The organism is Streptomyces roseicoloratus (genome assembly GCF_004117935.1).
Lineage (GTDB): Bacteria > Actinomycetota > Actinomycetes > Streptomycetales > Streptomycetaceae > Streptomyces > Streptomyces roseicoloratus.
This window is the reverse complement of record NZ_SDOY01000092.1, coordinates 39,055-60,282: the sequence shown is the minus strand read 5'-3', so window position 1 is coordinate 60,282 and position 21,228 is coordinate 39,055. Positions and strand designations below refer to the sequence as shown.

The following is a 21,228-nucleotide window of genomic DNA, read 5'->3' as shown; positions in this document are numbered from 1 at the left end:
GCCTCATGATCGAGAACAGCTCCGCCGTCACCCCGTCGGCTTCCGCGGGCACCCCTGGTCACGCCACCACCCCGTCGGCTTCCGCCGCCGTCCCGCCCGGCTCAGCCGCCGCGTCGCCCGCCGCAGACGCCGGCCAGCCGCCGAACCTGGGAGCCGGTCTCACCTTCCACGGCCCGCTCTCCGAGGACCGGGCCGCCCGCCTCATCGGCCGGCTCGCCGCCGCCGGACCCGGCACGGTCCTCGACGTCGGCTGCGGCTGGGGCGAGTTGCTGCTGCGCGTGCTCGACGCCGTGCCCGGCGCGAAGGGCACCGGCATCGACATCAACGCCGCCGACCTCGAACTCGGCCGCCGGCTCGCCGCGGAACGCGGCCTGGCCGACCGGGTGGAGTACGTCGAGGAGTCCGCGCTCGGCACCACCCGGGGCCCCGCCGACCTCGTGCTGTGCCTCGGCTCCGGCCAGGCGCTGTGCCCGACGGGCCCGGAGTCGCCGTACGACCCTGCCGTCGTCCTGCGCGAACTGCGCCGCCTGGTACGGCCGGGCGGCCGCGTGGTGCTCGGCGAGGGCTTCTGGCAGCACACGCCCACCGACGCGGAGCTTGCCCGGATGTGGCCCGGCGCCCACGCGGGCGACCACCCCACTCTGGACGCCCTCGTCGACCTCGCCGTCGAGGCGGGCTTCCGGCCGGCCTGGATCGAGACGGCGAGCGCGGAGGAGTGGGAGGAGTTCGAGTCCGGCTACCGGCACGCCACCGAGGTCTGGCTCGCCGCCCACCCCGATCACCCGCTCGCCGCGGAGACCCGCGCCCGCGTCGACCGCCAGCGCACACAGTGGCTCGGCTACCGTTCCGTCCTCGGCATCGCCTACCTCACCCTGGTGCCGGTCGGCTGAAAACCCGCTGCGGTCCGCCTGCCGCAGCCCTAGGGTGAGCCGGTGACGACCCAGATGATCATCCTCAACGGCGGTTCGAGCTCCGGGAAGTCCCGGATGTCCCGCTGCCTCCAGGACGTGCTCCCCGGACACTGGCTGGCCTTCAGCGTGGACGACTTCGTCGACGCGCTCCCGGAGAAGCTGGAGGGCGCGGAGGGCGGCATCACGTTCACCGAGGACGGCGGGGTACACCTGGGTCCGGAGTTCCGGACCCTGGAGAAGGCCTGGACGCACGGCATCGTGGCGATGGTCCGGGCCGGTGCCCGGATCGTCGTCGACGACGTCTTCCTCGGCGGACCCGCCTCCCAGGAGCGCTGGCGCCACGCCACCCGAGGCCTGGACGTGCTGTGGGTCGGCGTCCGCTGCGACGTCGAGGTCGCGTCGGCCCGCGAGACCGCCCGCGGCGACCGCACGCCCGGCATGGCCGCCCTGCAGGCGGGAATCGTCCACCGGGGCGTGACCTACGACCTGGAGGTCGACACCTCCCACACCGAGTCCCTCGACTGCGCCCGGGCCGTCGCCGCGCACGTCGGCTGACCTCCGTCTGCCCGGCGGGCATCCCGCCCGAAGCCCGCCCGGTCCCGCGGCCGGCGGACCGGGGGGAGCCGGTTCACCACGACCGGCCGTGCGGGAGGTGCCGCCGCCCCGGCACCGACAGATGCAGCACCTGGAAGCGATCGACCGCCCCCGCGGTCACCACGTCCTCGTCCCGCACCGGCTGCAGCTCCGGAGCGGCGTCGGCCCACAGCGTGAACGTCAGCAGCTCCCAGTGCCGCGGGTCGACGGCGAGCGCCCGCGCCACCACGCCCTCGGCCGCCGACTCCCGTGCGTGGCGGGTCAGTTCGGCGGTGACCGCTTCGGCCGGCGGGACGCCGTCGGGAAGCGGGCGGCGCTGCCGCGTCGCGCCGCGCGGCGTCGCCGATGACGCCGGGCCCTCGTCGTACGCGAGCACCGTCCAGTGCTGGACCACCGGCCGTCCGAAGTCGTTCACGATGCCCTGGAAGCCCGGTCCCCACAGGAAGGAATGCATGCCGGCCGGCTCGGCCCACAGGTAGAACGGCGCGTACTGGTCGACCGGCGAGCCGTCCTCCCGTTCGCGCATCAGGTAGGCCTTCAGGCCCAGTCCGGGGAAGTCGTCCAGGAGGTGCCCCCGGGTCGCGACCCGCTTGCGGATGATCGCCATGTCGTAGTCCGCGGGCAGGGTGATGTCGTACTGCATGGCGTGCACGGTCCGACTCCTCGGGATCAGTGACGGGTACGGGCGGACAGCAGCGCGAGCAGACCGCGTACGGCGGTGTCGAAGGAGGCGGGAGAGCCGGAGGCGCGGGCCAGGACGTAGCCGCCCTGGACGGTCGCGACGACCGTCGACGCGATCTCCTCGGCGCTCATCGGGCCCTCGAACTCCCCGTCGTCCAGACCCTCCTGGACGATCCCGGCGAGCCGGCCGCGCAGCCAGTGCAGCGTCTCGTCCACCGGTGCGCGCAGCTCGTCGCTCACGACCACGTCGGGATCCATCGTCAGCCGCCCCACCGGGCAGCCCCGCAGCACGTCACGCTCGCGCAGCAGGTACGCCTCGATCCGGGCGTACGCCGAGCCCGGCCCGCCGAGCACGCGCTCGGCGCCGGCGCGCAACTCGTCCGCCGTGCGCCGGATCGCGGCGAGGGCCAGGTCGGGCTTGCCGGTGAAGTGGTGGTACATGCTGCCCTGACCGGCCCCGGCCGCCTGCTGGATGGCCTTGGGGCTGGTGCCGACGTAGCCGCGCTCCCACAGCAGCTCACGCGTGGCCTCGACGAGGCGTTCGGAGGCACTCGCCGTGGTGCCCGCGGCGGCGCTCGTGCTCGTTCGCGTCGTCATGCCGTCACTGTACATACCAGTAGGTACAGAATCCAGGAGCAGTCGCCGGGGCTCCTCGTACTCCCGCCGTCGTACGCGCGAAGCCGTCGGCCGTACGACGCCGCGGAGGCCCCCGTGGAGCGAGTCTCGAAGCATCGGGACGCACGAAGGAGGCACGGACGCGCGAAGGAGACACGGACGCAGGAAGGAGGACCGGACGCGCGAAGGAGAACGGCCGCGCGAAGGAGAACGAACGCATGCGGAAGACGCGAACTCGCGAAGGTACGAACGCACGAGGAGCTGAACGACGATGAACACTCTCGCCCACGCGGGCCCAGGCCCCTGGGTCCTCTTCTTCCCGCTCGTCTGGGCGGCCGTGATCGTCACCGTGATCACCGTCCTGCGCCGCTCCGGATGGCGCCGCCACCGCGGCCCCGGCTCCGGCCCGGGCTTCTTCGGCGGCCCCGGCCCGTCCGCCGGTGATGCCGACGAGCGTTCGCCGATCGCCCTGCTCGGCCACCGCTTCGCGGCCGGCGAGATCGACGAGGACGAGTACTGGCGCCGACTCACCGTACTGGAGGAGCAGTTCGGCCGACGCGGTGACGACAAGGGGCGGCGGTCCTGAGTGCGCCCCCTCCGGGTCGGCGACACGGAGGGGGCACCATCCACGGGCGGAGCCGCGGGGGCTCGCCAGGCCGGGGCTGCTCCGGAGCTCCCGGGCTCCCGAAGCTTCCGAGCGCCGGGGCTTCCGAGCGCCGGGGCTTCCGAGCGCCGGGGCTTCCGGGCGCCCGGACTTCGGGGCGCCCGGACTTCGGGGCTTCGGAGGGTCAGCTCGTCAGCGCCGGGCGGGCCGTCGCCGGTGTGCGCACCGGCTCGTTCGGCAGACCGAACGGAATCGTCTCCATGGGGAGGTCGGCGAACGGGCCGACGGTCGTCGCGCCGTGGACGACCCGGGCGCGCGGGGCCGGGTCGACGGAGGGAGCGGGCGCCTGGAGGGTGAACCAGACGACCTTGCCGGCGTCGCCGTGCGGGCGGACGCCCCAGCTCTCGCTCATCGCGTCGATGATGGCGAGGCCGCGCCCCGACGTGGCGAACTCGTCGGTCGGGTCCGGGCGTTCGGTCACCAGATCCGGTATGCGTGGATCGTTGTCGCGGACGGAGACGGTGAGGCGGTCGAGCAGCAGCTCGACCTCGACGGTGCACGCCTTGTCCGGCTGGGCGTGCTGGTGGACGTTGGTCAGGAGCTCGGTGACACCGAGCGTGGCATGGTCGATCAAAGCGTCGAGCTGCCAGTGGCGCAGATGCGCCGAAACGATTCTGCGGACCTGACCGATCCGCGACGGCAGGGCTTGGAGCTCCACCGTGCAGTACCTGCTGGGCTCGCTGATCACGGCTGCGACTCCCCGAAGTGAGGTCCGGAAGAAGACGGAGATTCGGATCTGTCATGCGGTGTAGCAGGACGGTGGCTGGTTCGCAGCGTCACCGCCGGTAAACCCTCGGTGAGGTGGTTCCAGGGTGAACCAGTGGTGACGGCGCCGCAACTCGCGGCGACCCGCCGCAGGTCAGGGCCGTGCACCCGCCGAGGCCCGGCGCCATGCGGACGACGCGGGTCAGGACGTCGTCGTGGCCTTCTTCAGGGCTTCGAGCAGTCGCCCCGAGCCCGAGAGCCGGTAGCGCGTGCCGTTCACCGTCGCCACCGCCTCGTCCGGCTTGGCGAACCAGGGCCGGCCCGCCCTGACCTTGCCCAGCGGCGCGCTGTCGATCTCGCTGCCGTAACTCGTCAGCAGCGACAGCCGCCCGTCCTCGATGCGGACCTCGCCCGCGCGGGTCAGCGAACGCGGCCAGCGGTCGATGCGTACTCCCGTGGCCGTGAACTCGGGCTCCGACATGGTGCTCCGCCCCCTTCGCGCAGATGCCTGCCCCCAGTGTGCCCGGGTCGGGGCCGACGACACCAGAACGCCCTTCGTACGGGTGTCTGCAAGGCTCCCCTATGGACCCTCAAAGAGAACGTTTGCCCAGGTGAGAGCGGTATTGTCGAGAGGTGGGCACTCCCCGGGACAACTCCGTGGGCACGCCGTGGGCGCCCCATGGGCAACCCCCTGGGCAGCACGAGAAGAGGCACGCACGCATGACCAGCACCGCAAGCCCGATGGCCACCGTCGACGTCGACCGCAGCGACGCCGCGTACCGCACCTGGCTCAAGGAAGCCGTCCGCAAGGTCCACGCCGACGCCAACCGCTCGGCCGACACCCATCTGCTGCGCTTCCCCCTGCCCGAGAGCTGGGGCATCGACCTGTACCTCAAGGACGAGTCGACCCACCCCACCGGCAGCCTCAAGCACCGGCTCGCCCGCTCGCTGTTCCTCTACGGCCTGTGCAACGGCTGGATCCGGCCCGGCGCGCCCGTCATCGAGGCGTCCAGCGGCTCCACCGCCGTGTCCGAGGCCTACTTCGCCAAGCTGATCGGCGTCCCCTTCATCGCCGTCATGCCCCGCACCACCAGCCCCGAGAAGTGCCGGCTCATCGAGTTCCACGGCGGGCGCTGCCACTTCGTCGACGACTCGCGGACCATGTACGAGGAGGCCGCGGCCCTCGCCGCCCGCACCGGCGGCCACTACATGGACCAGTTCACGTACGCCGAGCGGGCCACCGACTGGCGCGGCAACAACAACATCGCCGAATCGATGTACCAGCAGCTGAAGCTGGAACGCTACCCCGAGCCCGCGTGGATCGTCGCCACCGCCGGCACCGGCGGCACCTCGGCCACGATCGCCCGCTACGTGCACTACATGCAGTACGACACCCGCATCTGCGTCGCCGACCCCGAGAACTCCTGTTTCTTCGACGGCTGGGTGCACGAGGACCCGGACGCGACCGCGGACTGCGGCTCGCGCATCGAGGGCATCGGCCGGCCCCGCATGGAGCCGAGCTTCGTGCCCGGCGCCGTCGACCGCATGATGAAGGTGCCCGACGCGGCGAGCGTGGCCGCCGTGCGCGCGCTGGAGGCGGCGATCGGCCGCAAGGCGGGCGGCTCCACCGGCACCGGTCTGTGGAGCGCCCTGAAGATCGTCGCCGAGATGGTCGCCGAGCGGCGCACCGGCAGCGTCGTCACGCTCATCTGCGACCCGGGCGAGCGTTACCTCGACAAGTACTACTCGGACGAGTGGCTGGCCGGCCAGGGGCTGGACGTCGCGCCGTACGGCGCGGCTATCGAGCACTTCCTGGCGACGGGTGTCTGGCCGGAGTGAGCCGCCGGTCCAGGCCGCGCATCGCGTCCCGGAAGGACTTGCCGACGCCCGGCCGGGCCAGTCGCAGGACCGTCCGGCAGGCCCCGCTGCCGTCGACCGCCATGGTCCACCGGACCCTGGTGCCGTCCGCGGCGGGGGAGAGCGCCCACTCCTCCAGGAGCGCGGTGACGCCCGGCGCGTTGGTCTCGTCGACCCGGTACGTGTAACGGACCGCCGGGTCGCTCGCCAGGATCGTCTCGCGGAACTCGATCCCGCCGCGCAGACGGACCGTCCTCCCGGCGCCGCCGTCGACCGGCGTCGCGGACGTGACCGCGGCGAACCACGCGGGCATGCTGCCCAGTTCGACCGCGAGCGAGCGGTAGACCGCGGCGGGCGGGGCGGTCAGATCGGCGGTGAACACCAGGCGCAGGGGTGCCGTCTCGGCGAAGTCGAGCTCCACCGGCCGGAGTCGGCGTGACATGGCCGTTCCTCCCGTCCAACGGGTGCGTGGGACCACACCGTAACTGACAACCCGTCAGTCGTGCATCAGTCCGTCGAGCACCCGACCGAACACGTACCGTCCCCCGGCCGCGAGCACCGGGTCCAGGGCCGCCGGCACGCCCCGCACCCGCAGCTCCTCGGCCCACACCACCCGGCTGCCGCCGGAGGCCGTCCCGGACACCTCGAACGAGGCCCGGCCGCGCACCACCCGGCCCCGCTTCACCAGTCGGCACACCCCCGTACGGCCCGGCCCGGGCGGCTCCATGCGCACGACCTCCATCGGGTCGTCGAAGCCGAACCGGCCGACTCCCGTGCGCGCCGTGAACACGGCACCCACCCCGTCCCGGCCCGGCGTCAGGACCGTCGTCCGGGTGAAGGGAACCCGCGCCCCGTGCGCCGGCCAGTCCGTGAGCCGCCGCCACGCCTCGGCGGGCGGCAGCGCCACGAGCCGCTCGATCCGGAACCGGCTCACTCCGCCGGATCCGCCGCGTCCGCCGTGCTCGGCGTGCCCGCCGTGCCCCCCGCCTTCGCCGTGCCGGCCGGTCCGGGGATCCCGAGGCGCCCGTCCGCCGCGACCACGGCGTCCGCGTCGTCCTCGCCCGCCACCACCAGGCCCGGCAGATGCTCCGCCATCTCCTCGCGCTCCCGCCCCGACAGACCCGCGTCCGTCACCAGCGTGTCCACCTCGTCCAGCGTCGCGAACGAACTCAGGCCCACCGTCCCCCACTTGGTGTGGTCGGCGACCACCACCACCCGGCGCGCCGAGCGCACCAGACGCCGGTTGGTCTCGGCCTCCGCCAGATTCGGCGTCGACAGACCCGCCTCCACCGAGACCCCGTGCACCCCGAGGAACAGTGCGTCGAAGTGCAGCGAACGGATCGCCTGGTCGGCCACCGGCCCCACCAGCGCGTCCGACGGCGTCCGCACCCCGCCCGTGAGCACCACCGTCGCCGCCCCGGCCCGCGTCTCCGCGCCCGAACCCGCCTGCTGCGCCTCGTGGAACACGTCCGCGACCCGCACCGAGTTCGTCACCACCGTCAGATCCGGCACGTCCAGCAGATGCCGCGCCAGCGCGTACGTCGTCGTACCGCCCGACAGCGCGATGGCCGTCCCCGGGCGCACCATCCGCGCCGCGGCCCGCGCGATCTGCTCCTTCGCGCCCAGCTCCAGCACCGACTTCGCCTCGAAGCCCGGCTCGTGCGTGCTCGCCTCGCCCACCGGCACCGCGCCGCCGTGCACCTTGGCCACCATGCCCTGCCGGGCCAGCGCGTCCAGGTCCCGGCGGACCGTCATGTCCGAGACGTTGAGGCGCCGGGTCAGCTCGTTGACCCGCACGCCTCCGCGACGGCGCACCTCGTCGAGAATCAGGGCGCGCCGCTGCTCCGCGAGGAGGTTCTGATTGTCACTCACCGCCGGGGCCGGTCCTTTCCGAGGGAAAACAAGGAAAACGGGTAATCAACGGGTAATCAGGTGGAGGGGGCGTCGGATTCGGTGAGAGAGGTCCCGCCGGGCGCCGCCTTCCGCGATCCTGGTGCCTGCCGTCGAATCCTCCCACCTCGATCCTCCCACTCAGGAAGCGAGTCCCCGAAGTGTCCCCTGCCACACCCGACCCGCGAAGCGGGGGTGCGGCGCTCGAACTGCTCGTCCACGGCGTGGGCGGAGCCACCGCGGCCGACATGCTGGACGACCCGCGTACGGTGCGGGTCACCGGCGACCGGACCGCGGCGATGCACCGCCGCAGGGACGACGTCGACGCCGAGAACCACCCCGAACGGTACGCGGACCGGCCGGTTCCGGAGGCGTACTGCTGGTCCAACCTCACCTCCGGGAACGGCGCCCGCGCCCTCTGGCTGCTGCTCCTGCCCTTCATGGTCGCCAACCTCGCGCACTGGATGCGCCCGCCCACCGAGGGCCGCGCCCGGCTCGTCCGCCTCTACGGCGTGCTGGTCCGGCTCGTCGCGCTCACCCTCACCGTGCTGCTCACCGCCGCGGCCTGCGAGGTCGCCCTCGACCTGACCGCCTGGCAGTGCGCGGGCTCCGGCGCCTGCGCCGGCCGGCGTTCCTGGCTCGGCTTCCTGTCCGCCGACCGCGCCGGCTGGTGGTCCCAGCCCGGCCGCCGCCTCGCGCTCGCCGCGCTCGTGCCCACGGCGCTCGTCGGCCTGCTCTGGTACCTGTCCAACCGGACCTGGAGCGCGTACGAGGCCCAGCGCCCGCCCACGGGCTACGACGCCGACCCCGACCTCGCCTCCTATCCCGACGCCGACACCGGCACTGGCGACGGCACCGCCCCCGGCAACGGCCCCGGCATCGACGCCGTCCCCGGCCGCGCCCCCGCCTCCGCCTCCGACACCGAAGCCGCCGACGCCGCCAGCCCGACCGCCGCCACCCCCGTCGAACTCCGGCCCGCCCTCGGCCGGCCCGGGTTCTGGTACGGCCGCCGGCTCGTCGCCCGGCTGCGTGCCGCCCACACCGCCGCCGGGTTCCTCACCGTCGCCGCCGTCCTCGCCGCGGCCACCGCCGGGCAGGACCACCGGTCCGACGACGGCGGCACGCGAGAGCTCCTCGGCCTGCTCCTCCAGGCCGCCGTCGCCGTCCTCGCCGCCCTCGTGCTCTGGGTGGTCTGCCGCCGCGGCCGCAGCGAGAACCGGCTCGACCTGCGCATCGAACGCGCCCTCGTGTCCTGGCTGCCCGCCACGGCCCTGCTGATCCTCGCGCTCACCGCGTTACACACCGGCTGGTCCCACCCCGGCTGGGTCTCCGCCGGCACGCTGCCCGGCAACACCGTCTTCGGCGTCCTCACCCTCGCGCAGGGCGGCCTGGTCGTCGCCCTCGGCGTCGTCGCCCTGCTCCTCCACCGCCCGCGCCGCGACCGCCGGACCGCCCTGTACGGCCTGGGCGGCCCCGCCACCGCCATGCTGGCCTGCGCCCTCGGCGGCGTCATGTCCGGCGGAGTCGCCCAGCGGGTCGCCGACTGGCTCGACGGCCCCGGCACGCCCGGAGCCGGCAACGGCCTCATCACCGGACCGCCCGTCCTGCTCAGCTGGCAGGCCTCCGTGATCCCCGTCCTGCTGCTGCTCCTCCTCGTGCCGGCCGCGCTGCTCGCCGCCCGCACCGTCCTCACCTCCCGCCGGCTCCGTACGGACGTCGAAGCCGACTACGGGGCCGCCGACCCCGACCGGCTGCGCACCGACCAGATCGCCGCGAGCCGGGCCCGCGCGGCGCTCACCGACTCCGCGCCCCTTCTCGTCGGCGTCGTCTCCGGGGCCACCCTGCTGCTCGGCGCGGCCTCCGTCGCCGGGGCCTGGGCCAGCGGGAACGTTCCCGGCCGGGCCTTCGACGGCGCCCACCCGGCGATCGCCTCGGCCGCCACCGCCGCCCAGGCACTCGGCTCCTGGATGATCGGCTTCGGCGCCCTCCTCTTCGTCACCTGGGGCCGTCGCGCCTACAAGGACGCCTCCGCGCGCCGCACCATCGGCATCCTGTGGGACGTCGGCACCTTCTGGCCGCGCGCCGCCCATCCCTTCGCCCCGCCCTGCTACGCCGAACGCGCCGTACCCGACCTCGCCTGGCGGATGAGCTCCTGGACCCGGCGGACCGGCGGCCGGCTCGTCATCTCCGGTCACTCCCAGGGCAGCGTGCTCGCCGCCGCCGCGGTCTGGCAACTGTCGCCCGCCACCCGCGGCCGGGTCGCACTGCTCACCTACGGCTCGCCGCTCGAACGTCTCTACGGACGCTGGTTCCCGGCCTACTTCGGCCCCGAGTCACTGCGCGGCCTCCACCGCACCGTGCACTGCTGGAGCAACCTCTACCGGGCCACCGACCCCATCGGCGGCCCCGTCCGGGTGCCCGCCGAGGACGGCAGGCCGGCCGTCGACCGGGCCGAGCTGCTCGACCCCGTCGCGTACGGCCGCACCCGCGAACACCCGCTGCCCGAACCGATCCTGGGACACTCCGACTACCAGGCCGACCCGTCCTTCGCCCAGGCCCGCACCGCGCTGCTCGACCTGCTGCCGCCCGCCCTGCCCCGGCAACGCGACAACGCCCCCGAAACTCAGGGAAGTTCGGGGAGATCCTCCGGATAGAGCAGGGTCAGGTCGTCCGTGCTCGGCTCCGCGAGCGCGGCGACCCGGCCCGCGTGCCGCTCCACCATCGCCTCGAACGTCTGGCGCGCGGTACGGCCGTTGCCGAAGGTGGGGCCCTTCGGCAGTTCGGCGAAGTACTTCAGCAACGCCTCACCGCTGCCCTCCGCCAGCCGGTACTCGTGCTCCTCTGCCTGCTGCTCGACGATCCGCAGCAGCTCCTCCGGCACGTAGTCGCAGAAGGTGATGGTCCGTGAGAAGCGGGACGCCACACCCGGGTTGACGGTCAGGAAGCGCTCCATCTCCGCCGTGTACCCGGCCGCGATCACCACGACCGCGTCCCGGTGGTCCTCCATCAGCTTCACCAGCGTGTCGATCGCCTCACGGCCGAAGTCCCGGCCCGAGTCCTCGGGAGCCAGCGCGTAGGCCTCGTCCACGAACAGTACGCCACCGCGCGCCCGGTCGAAGGCCTCCTGGGTACGGATGGCCGTCGACCCGATGTGCTCGCCCACCAGGTCCACCCGGGACACCTCGACCAGATGGCCGCGCTCCAGGACCCCCAGCGCGGCCAGCACCTCGCCGTACAGCCGGGCCACCGTCGTCTTGCCGGTCCCCGGGTTGCCGGTGAAGACCAGGTGCCGGCGCGCGGACACCGCCTTCAGGCCCGCCTCCTGTCGACGCCGCCCCACCTCGATCATGTTGGTGAGAGTCCGCACCTCGTGCTTCACGCTCTCCAGGCCCACCAGCGCGTCCAGTTCGCCGAGCACCTCCTGCGCGGAGCGGGCGGCGGCCGCCGTCGACGGCGACACCGGCGCCGCGGGCTCGGGACCGGGCGCCACGGCGGTGACCCGGGGCGCGGGGACCGCGCCCAGCAGCCCGCCCGACCGGGTCGCCGTCACCACACCGCCGGCCTCGGCCGCCGGACGGCCGCTCAGCCGGCTCTCGTCCCCGGTGCAGTCCTCGACGACGGGCCCGTCCTCCGGGAACTCGTAACCGCCGCGCGCGCACCGCTCCGTACGGCAGGTGCGCAGCGTGGTCCGGCAGCCGTCCATCACATGGAAGCCGTAGCCGCCGCTGCCGGTCACCCGGCAGCCCAGGAAGGAGCCGCGGCCCTCCGCCGACACGTAGAAACCGGCTTCCGCGGGCGAGGTGACCGTGCACCGCTCGATCGTCGGGTCCGCGCCCTTGGTGACGATGACCCCGGTCTGCACGGCGTCGATCGTGCAGCCCGCCAGGGTGCCGCCGCTGCCGTGGTCGCGGAACCACGCACCCGTGGACGCCTCCCGGATCCGGCAGTCGTCCAGCTGCGCGGTGGCCCCGTCGCTCACCGACACCGCCGTGTTCCGCACCTGCGACAGGTCGCTGTCGACGACGTCGGCGCGCGAGCCGCGGTCCAGCACGAACAGCGCGTCGGGCACGTCGTGCACCCGGCACGCGTCCAGGACCGCCGTCGCCCCGTCGCTCACCCAGACCGCCGGGTAGTCGCCCGTGCTGTCGTGGATCTCGCAGCGGTTCGCGTCCACCCGCGTGCCCGGGTCCCACACGGACAGGCCGTTGCGCCCGAAGCGCCGCACCGTCGACCGGGTCAGCGTGAGCACCGAACGGGACCGCAGGTCCACGGCGTTCTCGGGGATGTCGTGGATGTCGCAGTCGGACAGGGTGAGCACCGCGTCCGTGTCCAGGGTGATGCCGTCGGCGGAGGTCCGGTGCACCGAGGAGTCGCTGAGGTGCGCGGTGGCGCGGGAGGCGATCTGCAGCCCGGCGCCCTTGATCTCGTACACCTCGCAGCCGATGCCCTCCAGCGCGCTGCCCTCGCCGGTGACGGCGATCCCGGCGCCCGAGGCATGGTGGACCCGGCAGCGTTCGAGCCGTGGCTGCGCGCCGCCGCGCACCGAGACGCCGGACTGCCCGGCCGAGACGATCTCGCACTCCTCGAAGACTCCGCCCGCGCCGTCGAGCACGGCGATGCCGACGCCCGCCGGGTTGTCGACCGTCGTGCGCCGCACGGTGGGCCGCGCCGCGCCGCGCACCTCGATCCCGGCCGCGGAGCGGGTGACGATCCGCAGGTCGAGCAGCTCCGGGGTGCCGTCCTCGACCAGCAGCGCCGGGGCGGCGGCGTCCTGCCCCTCGATGTGCAGGTCCTGCAGGGTGGCCGAGGCCCGCACGGTCAGCGGCACGCCGTCGGCGGGCGCGATCCGCACCGAGCCGAGCGCGCCGTCCCCACCTCGCAGGGTGACGGCCTGCCGGATCACCAGGTTCTCCCGGTAGGTGCCCGGGGCCACGGTGAGGACGTCCCCGTCGCCCGCGGCCTCCAGGGCGGCGGCGAGAGAGGGGTACTCGCCCGTGCGGCGCCGCCACCGCGACGTGCCGGTGTGCGTCACCTGGACCGTGCCCTGTGCCATGGGTGTGTTCTGCCCCCACCTCGTGCGCCGTCGCTGAACCGATGCCCCACCGTAGCGCGCGCGGCGCCGTCGGGTAGCCGGGTCGCCCGCCTCTCCGCCCCCTGACGGGGGCGTCTGCCAGGGCCCCTGCGACCCTGATCCTCAGGAGGGCGTCTCCAGCGCGTGTCCGGAAAGCGGCGTCGCGCGCCAGGCGCTTTCCGGACGTCCCTCAGCTGCCCGTGCCCGTACGCCCCCAGTCCGGACCGACCTGGGCCCACGCGCGGTCCAGACGCGCGTACCGCCGCCGCACCAGACGGTGTACGACGAAGCGACGGGCGGTCTCCACCAGGAATCCGGCGAGAACCGCCACGGTGAGCCCGGCGATCAGCGCGTGCGCGCGGGCGGTCTCGGGGTGCATCGGCGGGGCCACGGCCCGCCCCGACCGGTCGGTCCACATCGGGAAGACGTCACCGGGATCCGCGTGCTCCCGCGCGGTGGTCACCGTGCCGGTGCGCGGGGTGCCGTCGGGCGCCGTCCAGTTCGCGACGACGGCGGGGCGCAGCCGCTGCTCCTCGCCCAGTTCGGCGTACCGCTCCGGGTCGCGCGGGGAGGCGGGGCGCACCACCTGGGCGACGGTCGGCACCCGCTGCTCGTGCTGGAGACGGACCGAGTGCTGCAGTGACGCGTTCGCGGAGACCCCGGCGAACCAGCCGGCCGCGGGCACGGCCAGGCACAGCAGCAGGGCGGCCGTCAGGGCCACCCAGGCCTCGACCAGGTCGGTGGTCCGGCGCAGGGGGTTGTGCCGCCAGCGCCAGACCCCGGTGGCTGCACGCACGTCCGCACCCCCTCGTCTCGTCGACGGCCCGGTGCGGGGCCGGGCCGTCCGGCGGTTTCCGCTCTTCCAACGAGTGTGCCCCGGGGGTGGGTTCCGCGCCTCTCGGGAGGGAACGCGGATTCAGGATCTCGGGGGAATCTCAGTCCAGGACCTTGACGGGATCGCCGACCCGGATGACGCCGCGGTGCTCGGGGACGAGGTTCTGGCCGAAGATGAGCCGGCTGCCGTCCCTGCGGTGCCGGGCGAGGGTGCGCAGCGGCTCCTTGCCGCGCTCGCCGGTCCCCTGGTCGGTGGTGGTGACCACGCACCGGCCGCAGTTCCTGGCGACCCGGAACACGACGTCGCCGATGGCGAGCCGCCGCCAGCCGTCCTCGGCCCAGGGTGCGGTGCCGTCGACGACGACGTTGGGCCGGAAGCGGTTCATGGGCAGCGGGCCCTCGTCGGCGTGATCGCCCTGGGCGATGAGGGAGTTGAGCGCGTCGAGGGAGGAGGACGAGGTCACGAGCAGCGGAAAGCCGTCGGCGAAACTGACCGTCTCGCCGGGCAGCGCGTAGTCGGGGTCGACGGGCCTGCGCCGGGACGGGTCGTCCATGTGGACGAGGCGGACCTCGGAGTCGAGATAGGCACGGAACCACGCGTCCGCCGCGGGACCGGCGGGCACCGCCTCGACCCGGGCGCCGAAGACGTCCACCGTGATCGTCCCGCGCGCCGCGGAGGGACGCGGCACCTCCACCGTCAGCGGTTCGAGACCGGGTCCGGACAGACGGATGCCGCCGTCCGGGAGCAGCGCCGCCGCGGCCAACGCCAGCCGTGCGTGCTGGCGTTGGGTGACGACCTTGCCCGCGGTGTCCACCACGGCCCAGCGGCGGTCGCCGGCCAGTCCCCATGGCTCGACCTCCGCCTCCGCGGGGGCGAACCCGCGCAGGGCCTTGACCGGGTGGACGTGGACGGAGCGAACGGCAGGATTCGGCATGCCCTCATCCTGCCAGTCGCCCCGCTGCCGTGGGTATCAGTAGCCGCGGCCCTGGTACGGGCGGTTGTACGGGTCCTCGTAGGGCCCGGGCGCGGCCGGTCGCGGGGCGGCGGGGCGCATCGCCTCGTACCCGGCGGCCGTCGGCCGAGGCTGCTGCGGTGCCTGCGGACCCGGGTAGCCGTAGCCGCGCGAGGCGGCGGTCTGCTGCGGGATGTAGGGGGTGGGCGCGGACTGCAGCGGCACGGGAGCCATCAGCTGGGTCGCCGGCGCCGGAGCGGCGGGCGCCATCTGCTGAGCGGGCTGCGGATAGCCGTAGCCGCCGTGGCCGCCGTATCCGGGCTGCGGGGTGGGCGCCGCCGGGAGGGCGGGCAGGGCCGCGGGCAGCGCCGGCAGGTAGCTGCTGCTTCCGGCGTAGCCGTTGCCGGTGTCGTACGCGGAGGGCACTCGGATCGGGGCGATCTGAGGCGTGCCCCGTTCTGCGACGAGGGAGTCGTAGATCGGGGTGTCGGGGAACGACGGCGCGGTGTAGTAACCGCCTCCGTAGGTGGAGCGCGGGGAGGTCATGGCCATAAGTTAAGCCCACGATGTGCCGGTTGGGGAGTCCCCAACTCCGGGTCATCCGATTTACGCTGTTTTTGGCTGGCTGACCTGCCAAAACGCGGTTAAAGGCAGCGTGAGTAAAGCGCCTCGGGAAACGCATGGCTATCGGTGGATTACCGGTAGTAATGGAAGTGTGCGGGGGCGTCCCGGCCGATCCGGCCCGTACTGCGGCGGCGCGGGCCGCGCGCCCCGTCCCGGCCCGCCGTCCACTGCGCCGGAGTCCACGAGGGCCGTGGGCCAGGCGCGCGGGTCCGCCACGCGCCGCGGATTCACGGGTCGCCGTATTCGCCCGGAGGGCCCGGTGAAGCGCCGAAACGAAGGCGACGCGGAATGTGAAGGACACCGCAGGCGGGTCAACTGGTTTCCGTGGTCTCGTCGTTGAACGTTTCCGCGCCTGATCGCCGGCGGCCTCGAAGGGGAAAGGGGAAGGCGGGAGCCGGCGCGGCTCGGCGTCCACCGGGTGGCGCCGGCGAGGTGGGGCCCGTTCGTGGTTCCGCCGGAATTCAGGACGAGCAGTCGGAATCGGCGATCACGTACGAGCCGGGCGACGTCTCGCGGAGCGTGTGGACGATGAAGGTGTTCCACAGACCCATGGTCTGTCCGGATCCTGTGGCGTAGGTGTATCCACCGGACTGGTAGGCGCGTCCGGCGACGGTGTGGTCGTAGTTGCTCGCCGTGTGGCACGTGGGCGGCGGGGGCGGGTCCCCGGGCGTCTCGCCGCCCTCCTCGCCGTCCCCGCCCTCCTCGCCGTCCCCGCGGGCCTCACGGTCGAGCCCCCAGAAGCGGGCCGTCTGGTAGCTGGAGCAGATGGTGTCGAGGTAGTAGGTGCCGGCCGCGCCGCACTGCTCGGTGCCGCTGCCCGGGTCGACGGCCAGGCCGTGCCTCATGCCGGAGACGGAGTACACCTGCACCGCGGGCCTGCCCGCGGCGTCCTCGTAGACGCTTACCGTGGTGCCGCCGCTCAGGCTCTCGGTGCGGGACGGCGTCTGGCCGACGCCCCACACGTTCGTCCACTGGTCGCGGAGCTCGGTGGCGTTGGCGGGCGAGACGGTGGTGTCCGCGGTTCCCTGCCAGACCGCCACCCGGGGCCACGATCCGGTGCCGGCGGGCGCCGCGGAGCGCACCAGGTCGCCCCACTGGGCGGGCGTCCTGTCCGGCGGGCTGTACATGCACGTGTACGCCGCCGCCACGCCGGTCGCGCAGATGGCGGGCAGGCCTGAGTCGACGGCGCCGCCGGCGAAGACGTCGGGATAGGCGGCGAGCATGTTCGCGGTCATGGCGCCGCCCGCCGACAGGCCGGTGATGTAGACGCGCCCGCGGTCGCTGCCGTACCTCGCGACGGCGGTGTCGACCATCTGCCGGATCGACAGCGCCTCGCCCTGCCCGCGGGTGCTGTCGCCCGGCTCGAACCAGTTGAAGCAGGAGTTCGCGTTGTTGGCGCCGCCGGTCTGGGGGAGGACGAGCGCGAAGCCGTAGCGGTCGGCGAACTTCGGCCAGCCCGAGTGCGCGTAGTAGTCCTGCGCGCTCTGTGTGCAGCCGTGCAGGGCGACCACGAGCGGCGCACCGACCGGCAGCCCGTCGGGCGCGTACGCGTAGAGGGACAGGTTGCCGGGGTTGGAACCGAATCCGGTGATCTGGGTCAGGCCCGCGGCGGAGGCCGTCGGAACGGTGACGAGGAGCCCGGCGGTGAGGGTCAGCGCACCGGTCGCGGCGGTGAGCCAACGGCGGACGCGTCCGAGGGGACGGCGGCTCTTCCCCGGGGGGCGGCTGCCTGCCGAACGAGGGCGACTGACCTTGGACGCAGGGATCTTCAGGGATCGGAACAGGGAATGCGGCTCTGTCATGACGACTGACTCCTGAATGAGACGGACACGCCCGCAGCCGTGGGGGATGGGGGATAGGGGATAGGGGATGGAGAGTTGAAGGACGAGGGACGAGGGACGAGGGACGAGGGACGCGGGACGCGGGCTCGGGTGACGGTGTGGCGAGCATCATCAGCGCGCCGTAGCCGTCGCGGACATGGGCCGGTCAACCAGGGTTGGTCGAGCCCGAATGTGACGGCCATCCATGGCTGGTGCCTCGTTCCCGCGTATATGCGGGAGAGGCGGGGGTGGGCTGATGGGCGGGGAAGGGAGCCGCCCGCGTGGGCGAGGATCTGCCTACAGGAGCGGGAAATTGCCTACAACGGCAGAGGGGTGTCTATGGGAGCGGGAAGTCGCCTACAACGGCAGGGAGTTGTCGACGGGATGGGGCGGGAAGTCGCCCACAGAGGAGGGGAGCCGCCCCCCTGGGTCCCCACGGCATGGCGGTCCGCCCCATGAACAGGCATCGGGCCATATGACGCGGAGCCATGTTCCGCTCACCCTCGTCGCCATAGCCTCCGGCGCATCCCCGCTCACGATCTCGGAGGCTTCACCTCATGCGTCTCTCCCGTGGCGTCGCACCACGACCCTGGAAAGGGCGGATACCCGCCGTTCTGGCCCTGGCCGCCCTCGCCTTCACCACCTCCACCCCCGTCGCGCCCGCCGCGCCGCCCCACGACCGCGACGGCGGCTGCGCGTCGCACCCGTCCCGCCCGCACGTACCGGGCGCCGCGTACCAGCAGTCGGCCTGTCTGGGCGAGCTCACGACGGCCGGGACCGTCGCCTCCGGGCACACCGACCCGGCCGACTGGGCCGGCCTGACGCCGAAGGACCTGGCCGTCCCCACCGGAGTGCCGGGCATCCAGATCGACGGCTACTTCCCGGACACCTCCGCCACCAACACCAACCACGGCTGGCGGCACGACGCCCAGTTCGTCATCCGTCTGCCCGACTGGTGGAACGGCGGCCTGGTCGTGGCCGGCACGCCCGGCAACCGCGAGCAGTACGCCAACGACCGGGCCATCGCCGACTGGGTGCTGGCCCGCGGATACGCGTACGCCGCCACCGACAAGGGCAACACGGGTCTCGCCTTCTACCGCGACGGAGAAGCGCCCGGTGACGCCATCGCCGAATGGAACGACCGCCTCACCGAACTGACCAGAGCGGCCCGCGCAACGGTCGCCCAGCGCTATCACCGAACGCCGTCGCGCACCCTCGTCACCGGCATGTCCAACGGCGGATACCTCGTGCGCTGGCAGCTGGAGAACCACCCGGAGCTCTACGACGGGGGCGTCGACTGGGAAGGCACGCTGTGGCGCGCGGACGGTCCCACCCTGCTGGACTTCCTGCCGAGGGCCCTGCGCGCCTATCCCGTGTACGCCGCGGGCGGCGACGGCGCGGAGCGGGCGGCGCGGGACCTGCACGCGGCCGGATTCCCGGCCGGCTCGGAGTTCCTCTGGCCGTACCACCACCAGGTCTACTGGGACCTGACCCAGCGCATCTACCGCGAGGAACTCGACCCCGGCTTCGACGGCGCGGTCGAGGCGGGCACCCCGTTCTGCGCCCCGGGCACTCCGGAGTGCGACACCGACTACGACTACGCGGCGCGCCCGGCCGAGGTCCGGCGAGCCGTCGGGAAGATCGCCCTCACCGGCCGGATCGGCAAGCCGCTGATCACCGTGCACGGCACGCTGGACACCCTGCTGCCGATCGGCCGGGACTCCGACGTCTACGCCCGGATGGTGCGCGAGGCGGGCCGGGGCGCGCTGCACCGCTACTACCGGATCGAGGGCGGAACCCACACCGACGCCCTGTTCGACGCCTTCCCGGACCGGCTGCGCCCACTCACCCCGTGCCACCGCAGCGCCTTCACCACCCTCGAACGCTGGCTCGCACGCGGCGACCGGCCCCCGGCCTCCCACACCGTCCCCCTGCCCGCCGGAGCGGACCCCGCGACGCTCCTGACCGACTGCCCGTTCGAAGGCCGCGCGCCCCGACGCGAGGGCACCTGACGGAGCTCGTCAGTCCGCCAGATGCCTCCCCCCAGGCCTTGGGCCCGACATGCGCGGCAGTCGTGATGGCCCCGGAAGCGCCGAGTGTCAGCACGCTCAGGGCCGCGATCGCCGCCACGCTCAGGGTCGTGATCGCCCGCCGGCTTCACCGCACGGCCCGGGCTCTCGCCGAGAACCCGGGGCTGCGACGGCGACGCGCACGCGATGGCGGGACCTCCCGGGCGACCCGGGTCAGGCGGCGAGAGCCTCGTGCAGGGCGTCGAGGCCGTCGGCGTAGATGCCGGTGAACAGGTCGACGACCTCCTGCTCGGTGGCGCCCGCGGGATGGAAGCGCCCGGACCACTGGACCTCGGCGGCGTCGTCCCGGCCGGGGACCGTGTGGACCCGGAGAGTGGAGACGTAGCCGTCGACGGGGAACGGCGCTTCGAGGATGGCGTAGCTGTAGTGCCGTGCCGCCTCGTCGAAGCCGATCAGGCGCTCGACGATGACGTCGCCTTCCGGGTTGGTCAGCCGGCGGACCCGGCCGCCCTCGAGCGCCGTGCTCTCGGGGATGTACGGAAGCCAGTCAGGCAGGGCGTCGAAGCCGCCGATGAGGTCCCAAACCCGCTGCGGGGAGGCGGGGACGACGCGTGAGACGGACGTGGAAGCCATGGTGGTGCTCCTGGTGCTGCGTGCGTGCGTGCGTGTGGGGGGAGTTGGGAGAAGAAGGGAGAAGGAGAAAGGGGGAGGGAGAAGGGGGGAGGGAGAAGGGGGGGAAGCAGGACGGAGGTCAGGCGTCGGCAGGAAGCGGGGCGGCCGGGCTGACCAGGCCGGCGGCGCGCAGATCGGTCCAGAACGCGGTCGGGACGGTCTCGTTGAGGGCCGCGGTGTCCTCGGCGATACGGCTCGGCCGGGTGGCGCCGGGGATGACGGCTGCGGACGCCGGGTGGGCGAGGGAGAACTGCAGGGCGGCGGCCTTGATGCTCACGCCATGCCGTTCGGCCAGGGCCTTGAGCCTGCCGACGCGCTCGACGATCGCGGCCGGGGCCTGCTGGTACTCGAAGTGGGTGCCGCCGGCGAGGATGCCGGAGCTGTAAGGGCCGCCGACCACCATGTCGACGCCCTGCTCCTGGGCCATCGGAAGCAGCCGGGTGAGGGCGTGCTCGTGGTCGAGGAGGGTGTAGCGGCCGGCGAGCAGGAACCCGTCGGGCTGCGGCTCATCGAGGGCGAGCGTCAGCTCGATGGGCTCGGTCTTGTTGACCCCGAGTCCCCACGCCTTGATGACGCCCTCGTCGCGCAGCCGGGACAGGACACGGAAGGCCCCGGTGCGTGCCTCCTCGAACTTGGCCAGCCAGGCGTCGCCGTGGAAGTCCTGGGCGATGTCGTGGACCCAGACGATGTCGAGCCGGTCGGTGCCCAGGCGCCTCAGGCTGCCCTCGATGGATCGCTCGGTGGCTTCGGCGGTCCACTCGTGGAGGATCCTGTTCGGATTGCCGTGCTCGAACAGGCCTCCCTTCTCGCCGAAGTCGGGCACGTCCGGGTCGTGCTCGTCGAGCACGACCCGGCCGACCTTGGTGGACAGCACGTACTGGTCGCGCGGCTTGCCGGCGAGCACCTCACCGAGCCGCTCCTCGGCGAGACCGGCGCCGTAGAAGGGGGCGGTGTCGTAGAAACGGATGCCGTGCTCCCAGGCAGCCTCGACGGTGGCGAGGGCCTCCTCGTGAGGGATGGCGCGGAACATGTTGCCGAGCGGTGCGGTGCCGAAGCCGAGGGGGCCGGGAAGGATCTTCTGGAGCGACATGGGGGTGCCTTCGCGTGATGGGGGGGGGAGGGAGAGGGCCGCAGCCCTTTGGCCGGCAACGCCGCACATGAATGCAGACGCGCCTTATGTATGAAGACAATAATTGCACACGCCGCCTAATGCAAGCGCGTGATGCGTGCGCGTGGTTGCGTCTCGTGTGAGGTTGTAGGGCGGCGGCACACCTCGACGTGTCGGACGAGGTGTGGGGGCTGCCGGC

20 protein-coding genes are annotated in these 21,228 nt (G+C 73.3%); 6 read left to right on the top strand and 14 right to left on the bottom strand.

Annotated features, from left to right (window positions below):
* The first annotated feature begins 5 nt into the window (after positions 1-5).
* Together ESG85_RS09565 and cpt are read left to right on the top strand one after the other, a co-directional pair.
* Positions 6-890 (top strand): SAM-dependent methyltransferase, encoded by an 885-nt coding sequence (locus tag ESG85_RS09565; protein ID WP_128977625.1) that lies wholly within the window; start codon positions 6-8, stop codon positions 888-890.
* A 54-nt stretch (positions 891-944) separates the two neighbouring features.
* Entirely contained in the window at positions 945-1,466 is a 522-nt protein-coding gene (cpt, locus tag ESG85_RS09560; RefSeq protein ID WP_128977651.1) for a chloramphenicol phosphotransferase CPT, read from the top strand.
* Between the two features lie 73 nt (positions 1,467-1,539).
* Here the strand turns inward: cpt and ESG85_RS09555 are convergent, their stop codons facing one another.
* Positions 1,540-2,157 carry a DUF4865 family protein gene (locus ESG85_RS09555; protein ID WP_128977624.1) on the bottom strand — a complete coding sequence of 206 codons (618 nt, stop codon included), beginning with the start codon at positions 2,155-2,157 and terminating at the stop codon, positions 1,540-1,542.
* Positions 2,158-2,174: 17 nt separating this feature from the next.
* Positions 2,175-2,783: a TetR/AcrR family transcriptional regulator gene (locus ESG85_RS09550; protein WP_164986208.1), complete on the bottom strand. Its 609-nt coding sequence runs from the start codon at positions 2,781-2,783 to the stop codon at positions 2,175-2,177.
* A gap of 289 nt (positions 2,784-3,072) precedes the next feature.
* Here ESG85_RS09550 and ESG85_RS09545 point away from each other — a divergent pair, with 289 nt between their 5' ends.
* Positions 3,073-3,387 (top strand): SHOCT domain-containing protein, encoded by a 315-nt coding sequence (locus ESG85_RS09545; protein ID WP_128977622.1) that lies wholly within the window; start codon positions 3,073-3,075, stop codon positions 3,385-3,387.
* A gap of 202 nt (positions 3,388-3,589) precedes the next feature.
* Here ESG85_RS09545 and ESG85_RS09540 read toward each other — a convergent pair whose 3' ends face one another.
* Together ESG85_RS09540 and ESG85_RS09535 are read right to left on the bottom strand one after the other, a co-directional pair.
* On the bottom strand, positions 3,590-4,153 hold the full coding sequence (locus ESG85_RS09540) for an ATP-binding protein (protein WP_181018998.1): 564 nt from the start codon (positions 4,151-4,153) through the stop codon (positions 3,590-3,592).
* Positions 4,154-4,372: 219 nt separating this feature from the next.
* Positions 4,373-4,651 (bottom strand): hypothetical protein, encoded by a 279-nt coding sequence (locus ESG85_RS09535; RefSeq protein WP_128977621.1) that lies wholly within the window; start codon positions 4,649-4,651, stop codon positions 4,373-4,375.
* A 239-nt stretch (positions 4,652-4,890) separates the two neighbouring features.
* Here ESG85_RS09535 and cds1 point away from each other — a divergent pair, with 239 nt between their 5' ends.
* On the top strand, positions 4,891-6,009 hold the full coding sequence (cds1, locus tag ESG85_RS09530) for an L-cysteine desulfhydrase Cds1 (protein ID WP_128977620.1): 1,119 nt from the start codon (positions 4,891-4,893) through the stop codon (positions 6,007-6,009).
* On the opposite strand, the gene ESG85_RS09525 is transcribed toward cds1, so the two are convergent.
* The 3 genes from ESG85_RS09525 to ESG85_RS09515 are packed head-to-tail and all read right to left on the bottom strand — an operon-like array spanning position 5,969 to position 7,899.
* On the bottom strand, positions 5,969-6,469 hold the full coding sequence (locus ESG85_RS09525) for an SRPBCC family protein (RefSeq protein WP_128977619.1): 501 nt from the start codon (positions 6,467-6,469) through the stop codon (positions 5,969-5,971). The two genes, cds1 and ESG85_RS09525, sit on opposite strands and share 41 nt — an antisense overlap.
* A 54-nt stretch (positions 6,470-6,523) precedes the next feature.
* The gene (locus ESG85_RS09520; protein WP_128977618.1) at positions 6,524-6,961 is read right to left on the bottom strand and encodes an SRPBCC family protein; all 438 of its coding nucleotides are present in this window, start codon (positions 6,959-6,961) and stop codon (positions 6,524-6,526) included.
* Positions 6,958-7,899, bottom strand: a complete 942-nt coding sequence (locus ESG85_RS09515) for a DeoR/GlpR family DNA-binding transcription regulator (RefSeq protein WP_128977617.1) — start codon at positions 7,897-7,899, stop codon at positions 6,958-6,960. Before ESG85_RS09515 ends, ESG85_RS09520 begins: the two co-directional genes overlap by 4 nt.
* Before the next feature lie 179 nt (positions 7,900-8,078).
* Between ESG85_RS09515 and ESG85_RS09510 the strand changes: the two genes are divergently transcribed.
* The gene (locus ESG85_RS09510) at positions 8,079-10,571 is read left to right on the top strand and encodes a hypothetical protein (protein ID WP_128977616.1); all 2,493 of its coding nucleotides are present in this window, start codon (positions 8,079-8,081) and stop codon (positions 10,569-10,571) included.
* On the opposite strand, the gene ESG85_RS09505 is transcribed toward ESG85_RS09510, so the two are convergent.
* The 5 genes from ESG85_RS09505 to ESG85_RS09485 form a co-directional block, all read right to left on the bottom strand.
* Positions 10,541-12,970 carry a right-handed parallel beta-helix repeat-containing protein gene (locus tag ESG85_RS09505; RefSeq protein ID WP_128977615.1) on the bottom strand — a complete coding sequence of 810 codons (2,430 nt, stop codon included), beginning with the start codon at positions 12,968-12,970 and terminating at the stop codon, positions 10,541-10,543. The two genes, ESG85_RS09510 and ESG85_RS09505, sit on opposite strands and share 31 nt — an antisense overlap.
* A gap of 208 nt (positions 12,971-13,178) precedes the next feature.
* A complete protein-coding gene (locus ESG85_RS09500; RefSeq protein ID WP_128977614.1) occupies positions 13,179-13,784 on the bottom strand; it encodes an Rv1733c family protein in 606 nt (201 codons plus the stop codon).
* Positions 13,785-13,923: 139 nt separating this feature from the next.
* Complete coding sequence (locus ESG85_RS09495; RefSeq protein WP_128977613.1) at positions 13,924-14,757, bottom strand: MOSC domain-containing protein; 834 nt, start codon at positions 14,755-14,757, stop codon at positions 13,924-13,926.
* A gap of 36 nt (positions 14,758-14,793) precedes the next feature.
* A complete protein-coding gene (locus ESG85_RS09490) occupies positions 14,794-15,321 on the bottom strand; it encodes a DUF6643 family protein (protein ID WP_128977612.1) in 528 nt (175 codons plus the stop codon).
* A gap of 539 nt (positions 15,322-15,860) precedes the next feature.
* Complete coding sequence (locus tag ESG85_RS09485; RefSeq protein ID WP_128977611.1) at positions 15,861-17,201, bottom strand: extracellular catalytic domain type 1 short-chain-length polyhydroxyalkanoate depolymerase; 1,341 nt, start codon at positions 17,199-17,201, stop codon at positions 15,861-15,863.
* A gap of 575 nt (positions 17,202-17,776) precedes the next feature.
* On the opposite strand from ESG85_RS09485, the gene ESG85_RS09480 reads away from it, so the two are divergent.
* Positions 17,777-19,231 (top strand): 3-hydroxybutyrate oligomer hydrolase family protein, encoded by a 1,455-nt coding sequence (locus tag ESG85_RS09480; RefSeq protein WP_128977610.1) that lies wholly within the window; start codon positions 17,777-17,779, stop codon positions 19,229-19,231.
* 231 nt (positions 19,232-19,462) lie between these two features.
* Here the strand turns inward: ESG85_RS09480 and ESG85_RS09475 are convergent, their stop codons facing one another.
* Both ESG85_RS09475 and ESG85_RS09470 read right to left on the bottom strand, forming a co-directional pair.
* On the bottom strand, positions 19,463-19,882 hold the full coding sequence (locus ESG85_RS09475; protein WP_128977609.1) for an SRPBCC family protein: 420 nt from the start codon (positions 19,880-19,882) through the stop codon (positions 19,463-19,465).
* 118 nt (positions 19,883-20,000) lie between these two features.
* Positions 20,001-21,011 (bottom strand): aldo/keto reductase, encoded by a 1,011-nt coding sequence (locus ESG85_RS09470; protein ID WP_128977608.1) that lies wholly within the window; start codon positions 21,009-21,011, stop codon positions 20,001-20,003.
* Positions 21,012-21,228: the final 217 nt, after the last annotated feature.

Bases quoted from the DNA above. Each gene is read 5' to 3' on its own strand.
- ESG85_RS09505 (WP_128977615.1), bottom strand. From the start codon at position 12,970: ATGGCACAGGGCACGGTCCAGGTGACGCACACCGGCACGTCGCGGTGG.
- ESG85_RS09535 (WP_128977621.1), bottom strand. From the start codon at position 4,651: ATGTCGGAGCCCGAGTTCACGGCCACGGGAGTACGCATCGACCGCTGG.
- ESG85_RS09565 (WP_128977625.1), top strand. From the start codon at position 6: ATGATCGAGAACAGCTCCGCCGTCACCCCGTCGGCTTCCGCGGGCACC.
- ESG85_RS09475 (WP_128977609.1), bottom strand. From the start codon at position 19,882: ATGGCTTCCACGTCCGTCTCACGCGTCGTCCCCGCCTCCCCGCAGCGG.
- ESG85_RS09525 (WP_128977619.1), bottom strand. From the start codon at position 6,469: ATGTCACGCCGACTCCGGCCGGTGGAGCTCGACTTCGCCGAGACGGCA.
- cpt (WP_128977651.1), top strand. From the start codon at position 945: ATGATCATCCTCAACGGCGGTTCGAGCTCCGGGAAGTCCCGGATGTCC.
- ESG85_RS09490 (WP_128977612.1), bottom strand. From the start codon at position 15,321: ATGACCTCCCCGCGCTCCACCTACGGAGGCGGTTACTACACCGCGCCG.
- ESG85_RS09470 (WP_128977608.1), bottom strand. From the start codon at position 21,011: ATGTCGCTCCAGAAGATCCTTCCCGGCCCCCTCGGCTTCGGCACCGCA.
- ESG85_RS09495 (WP_128977613.1), bottom strand. From the start codon at position 14,757: ATGCCGAATCCTGCCGTTCGCTCCGTCCACGTCCACCCGGTCAAGGCC.
- ESG85_RS09485 (WP_128977611.1), bottom strand. From the start codon at position 17,201: ATGACAGAGCCGCATTCCCTGTTCCGATCCCTGAAGATCCCTGCGTCC.
- ESG85_RS09480 (WP_128977610.1), top strand. From the start codon at position 17,777: ATGCGTCTCTCCCGTGGCGTCGCACCACGACCCTGGAAAGGGCGGATA.
- cds1 (WP_128977620.1), top strand. From the start codon at position 4,891: ATGACCAGCACCGCAAGCCCGATGGCCACCGTCGACGTCGACCGCAGC.
- ESG85_RS09550 (WP_164986208.1), bottom strand. From the start codon at position 2,783: ATGACGACGCGAACGAGCACGAGCGCCGCCGCGGGCACCACGGCGAGT.
- ESG85_RS09545 (WP_128977622.1), top strand. From the start codon at position 3,073: ATGAACACTCTCGCCCACGCGGGCCCAGGCCCCTGGGTCCTCTTCTTC.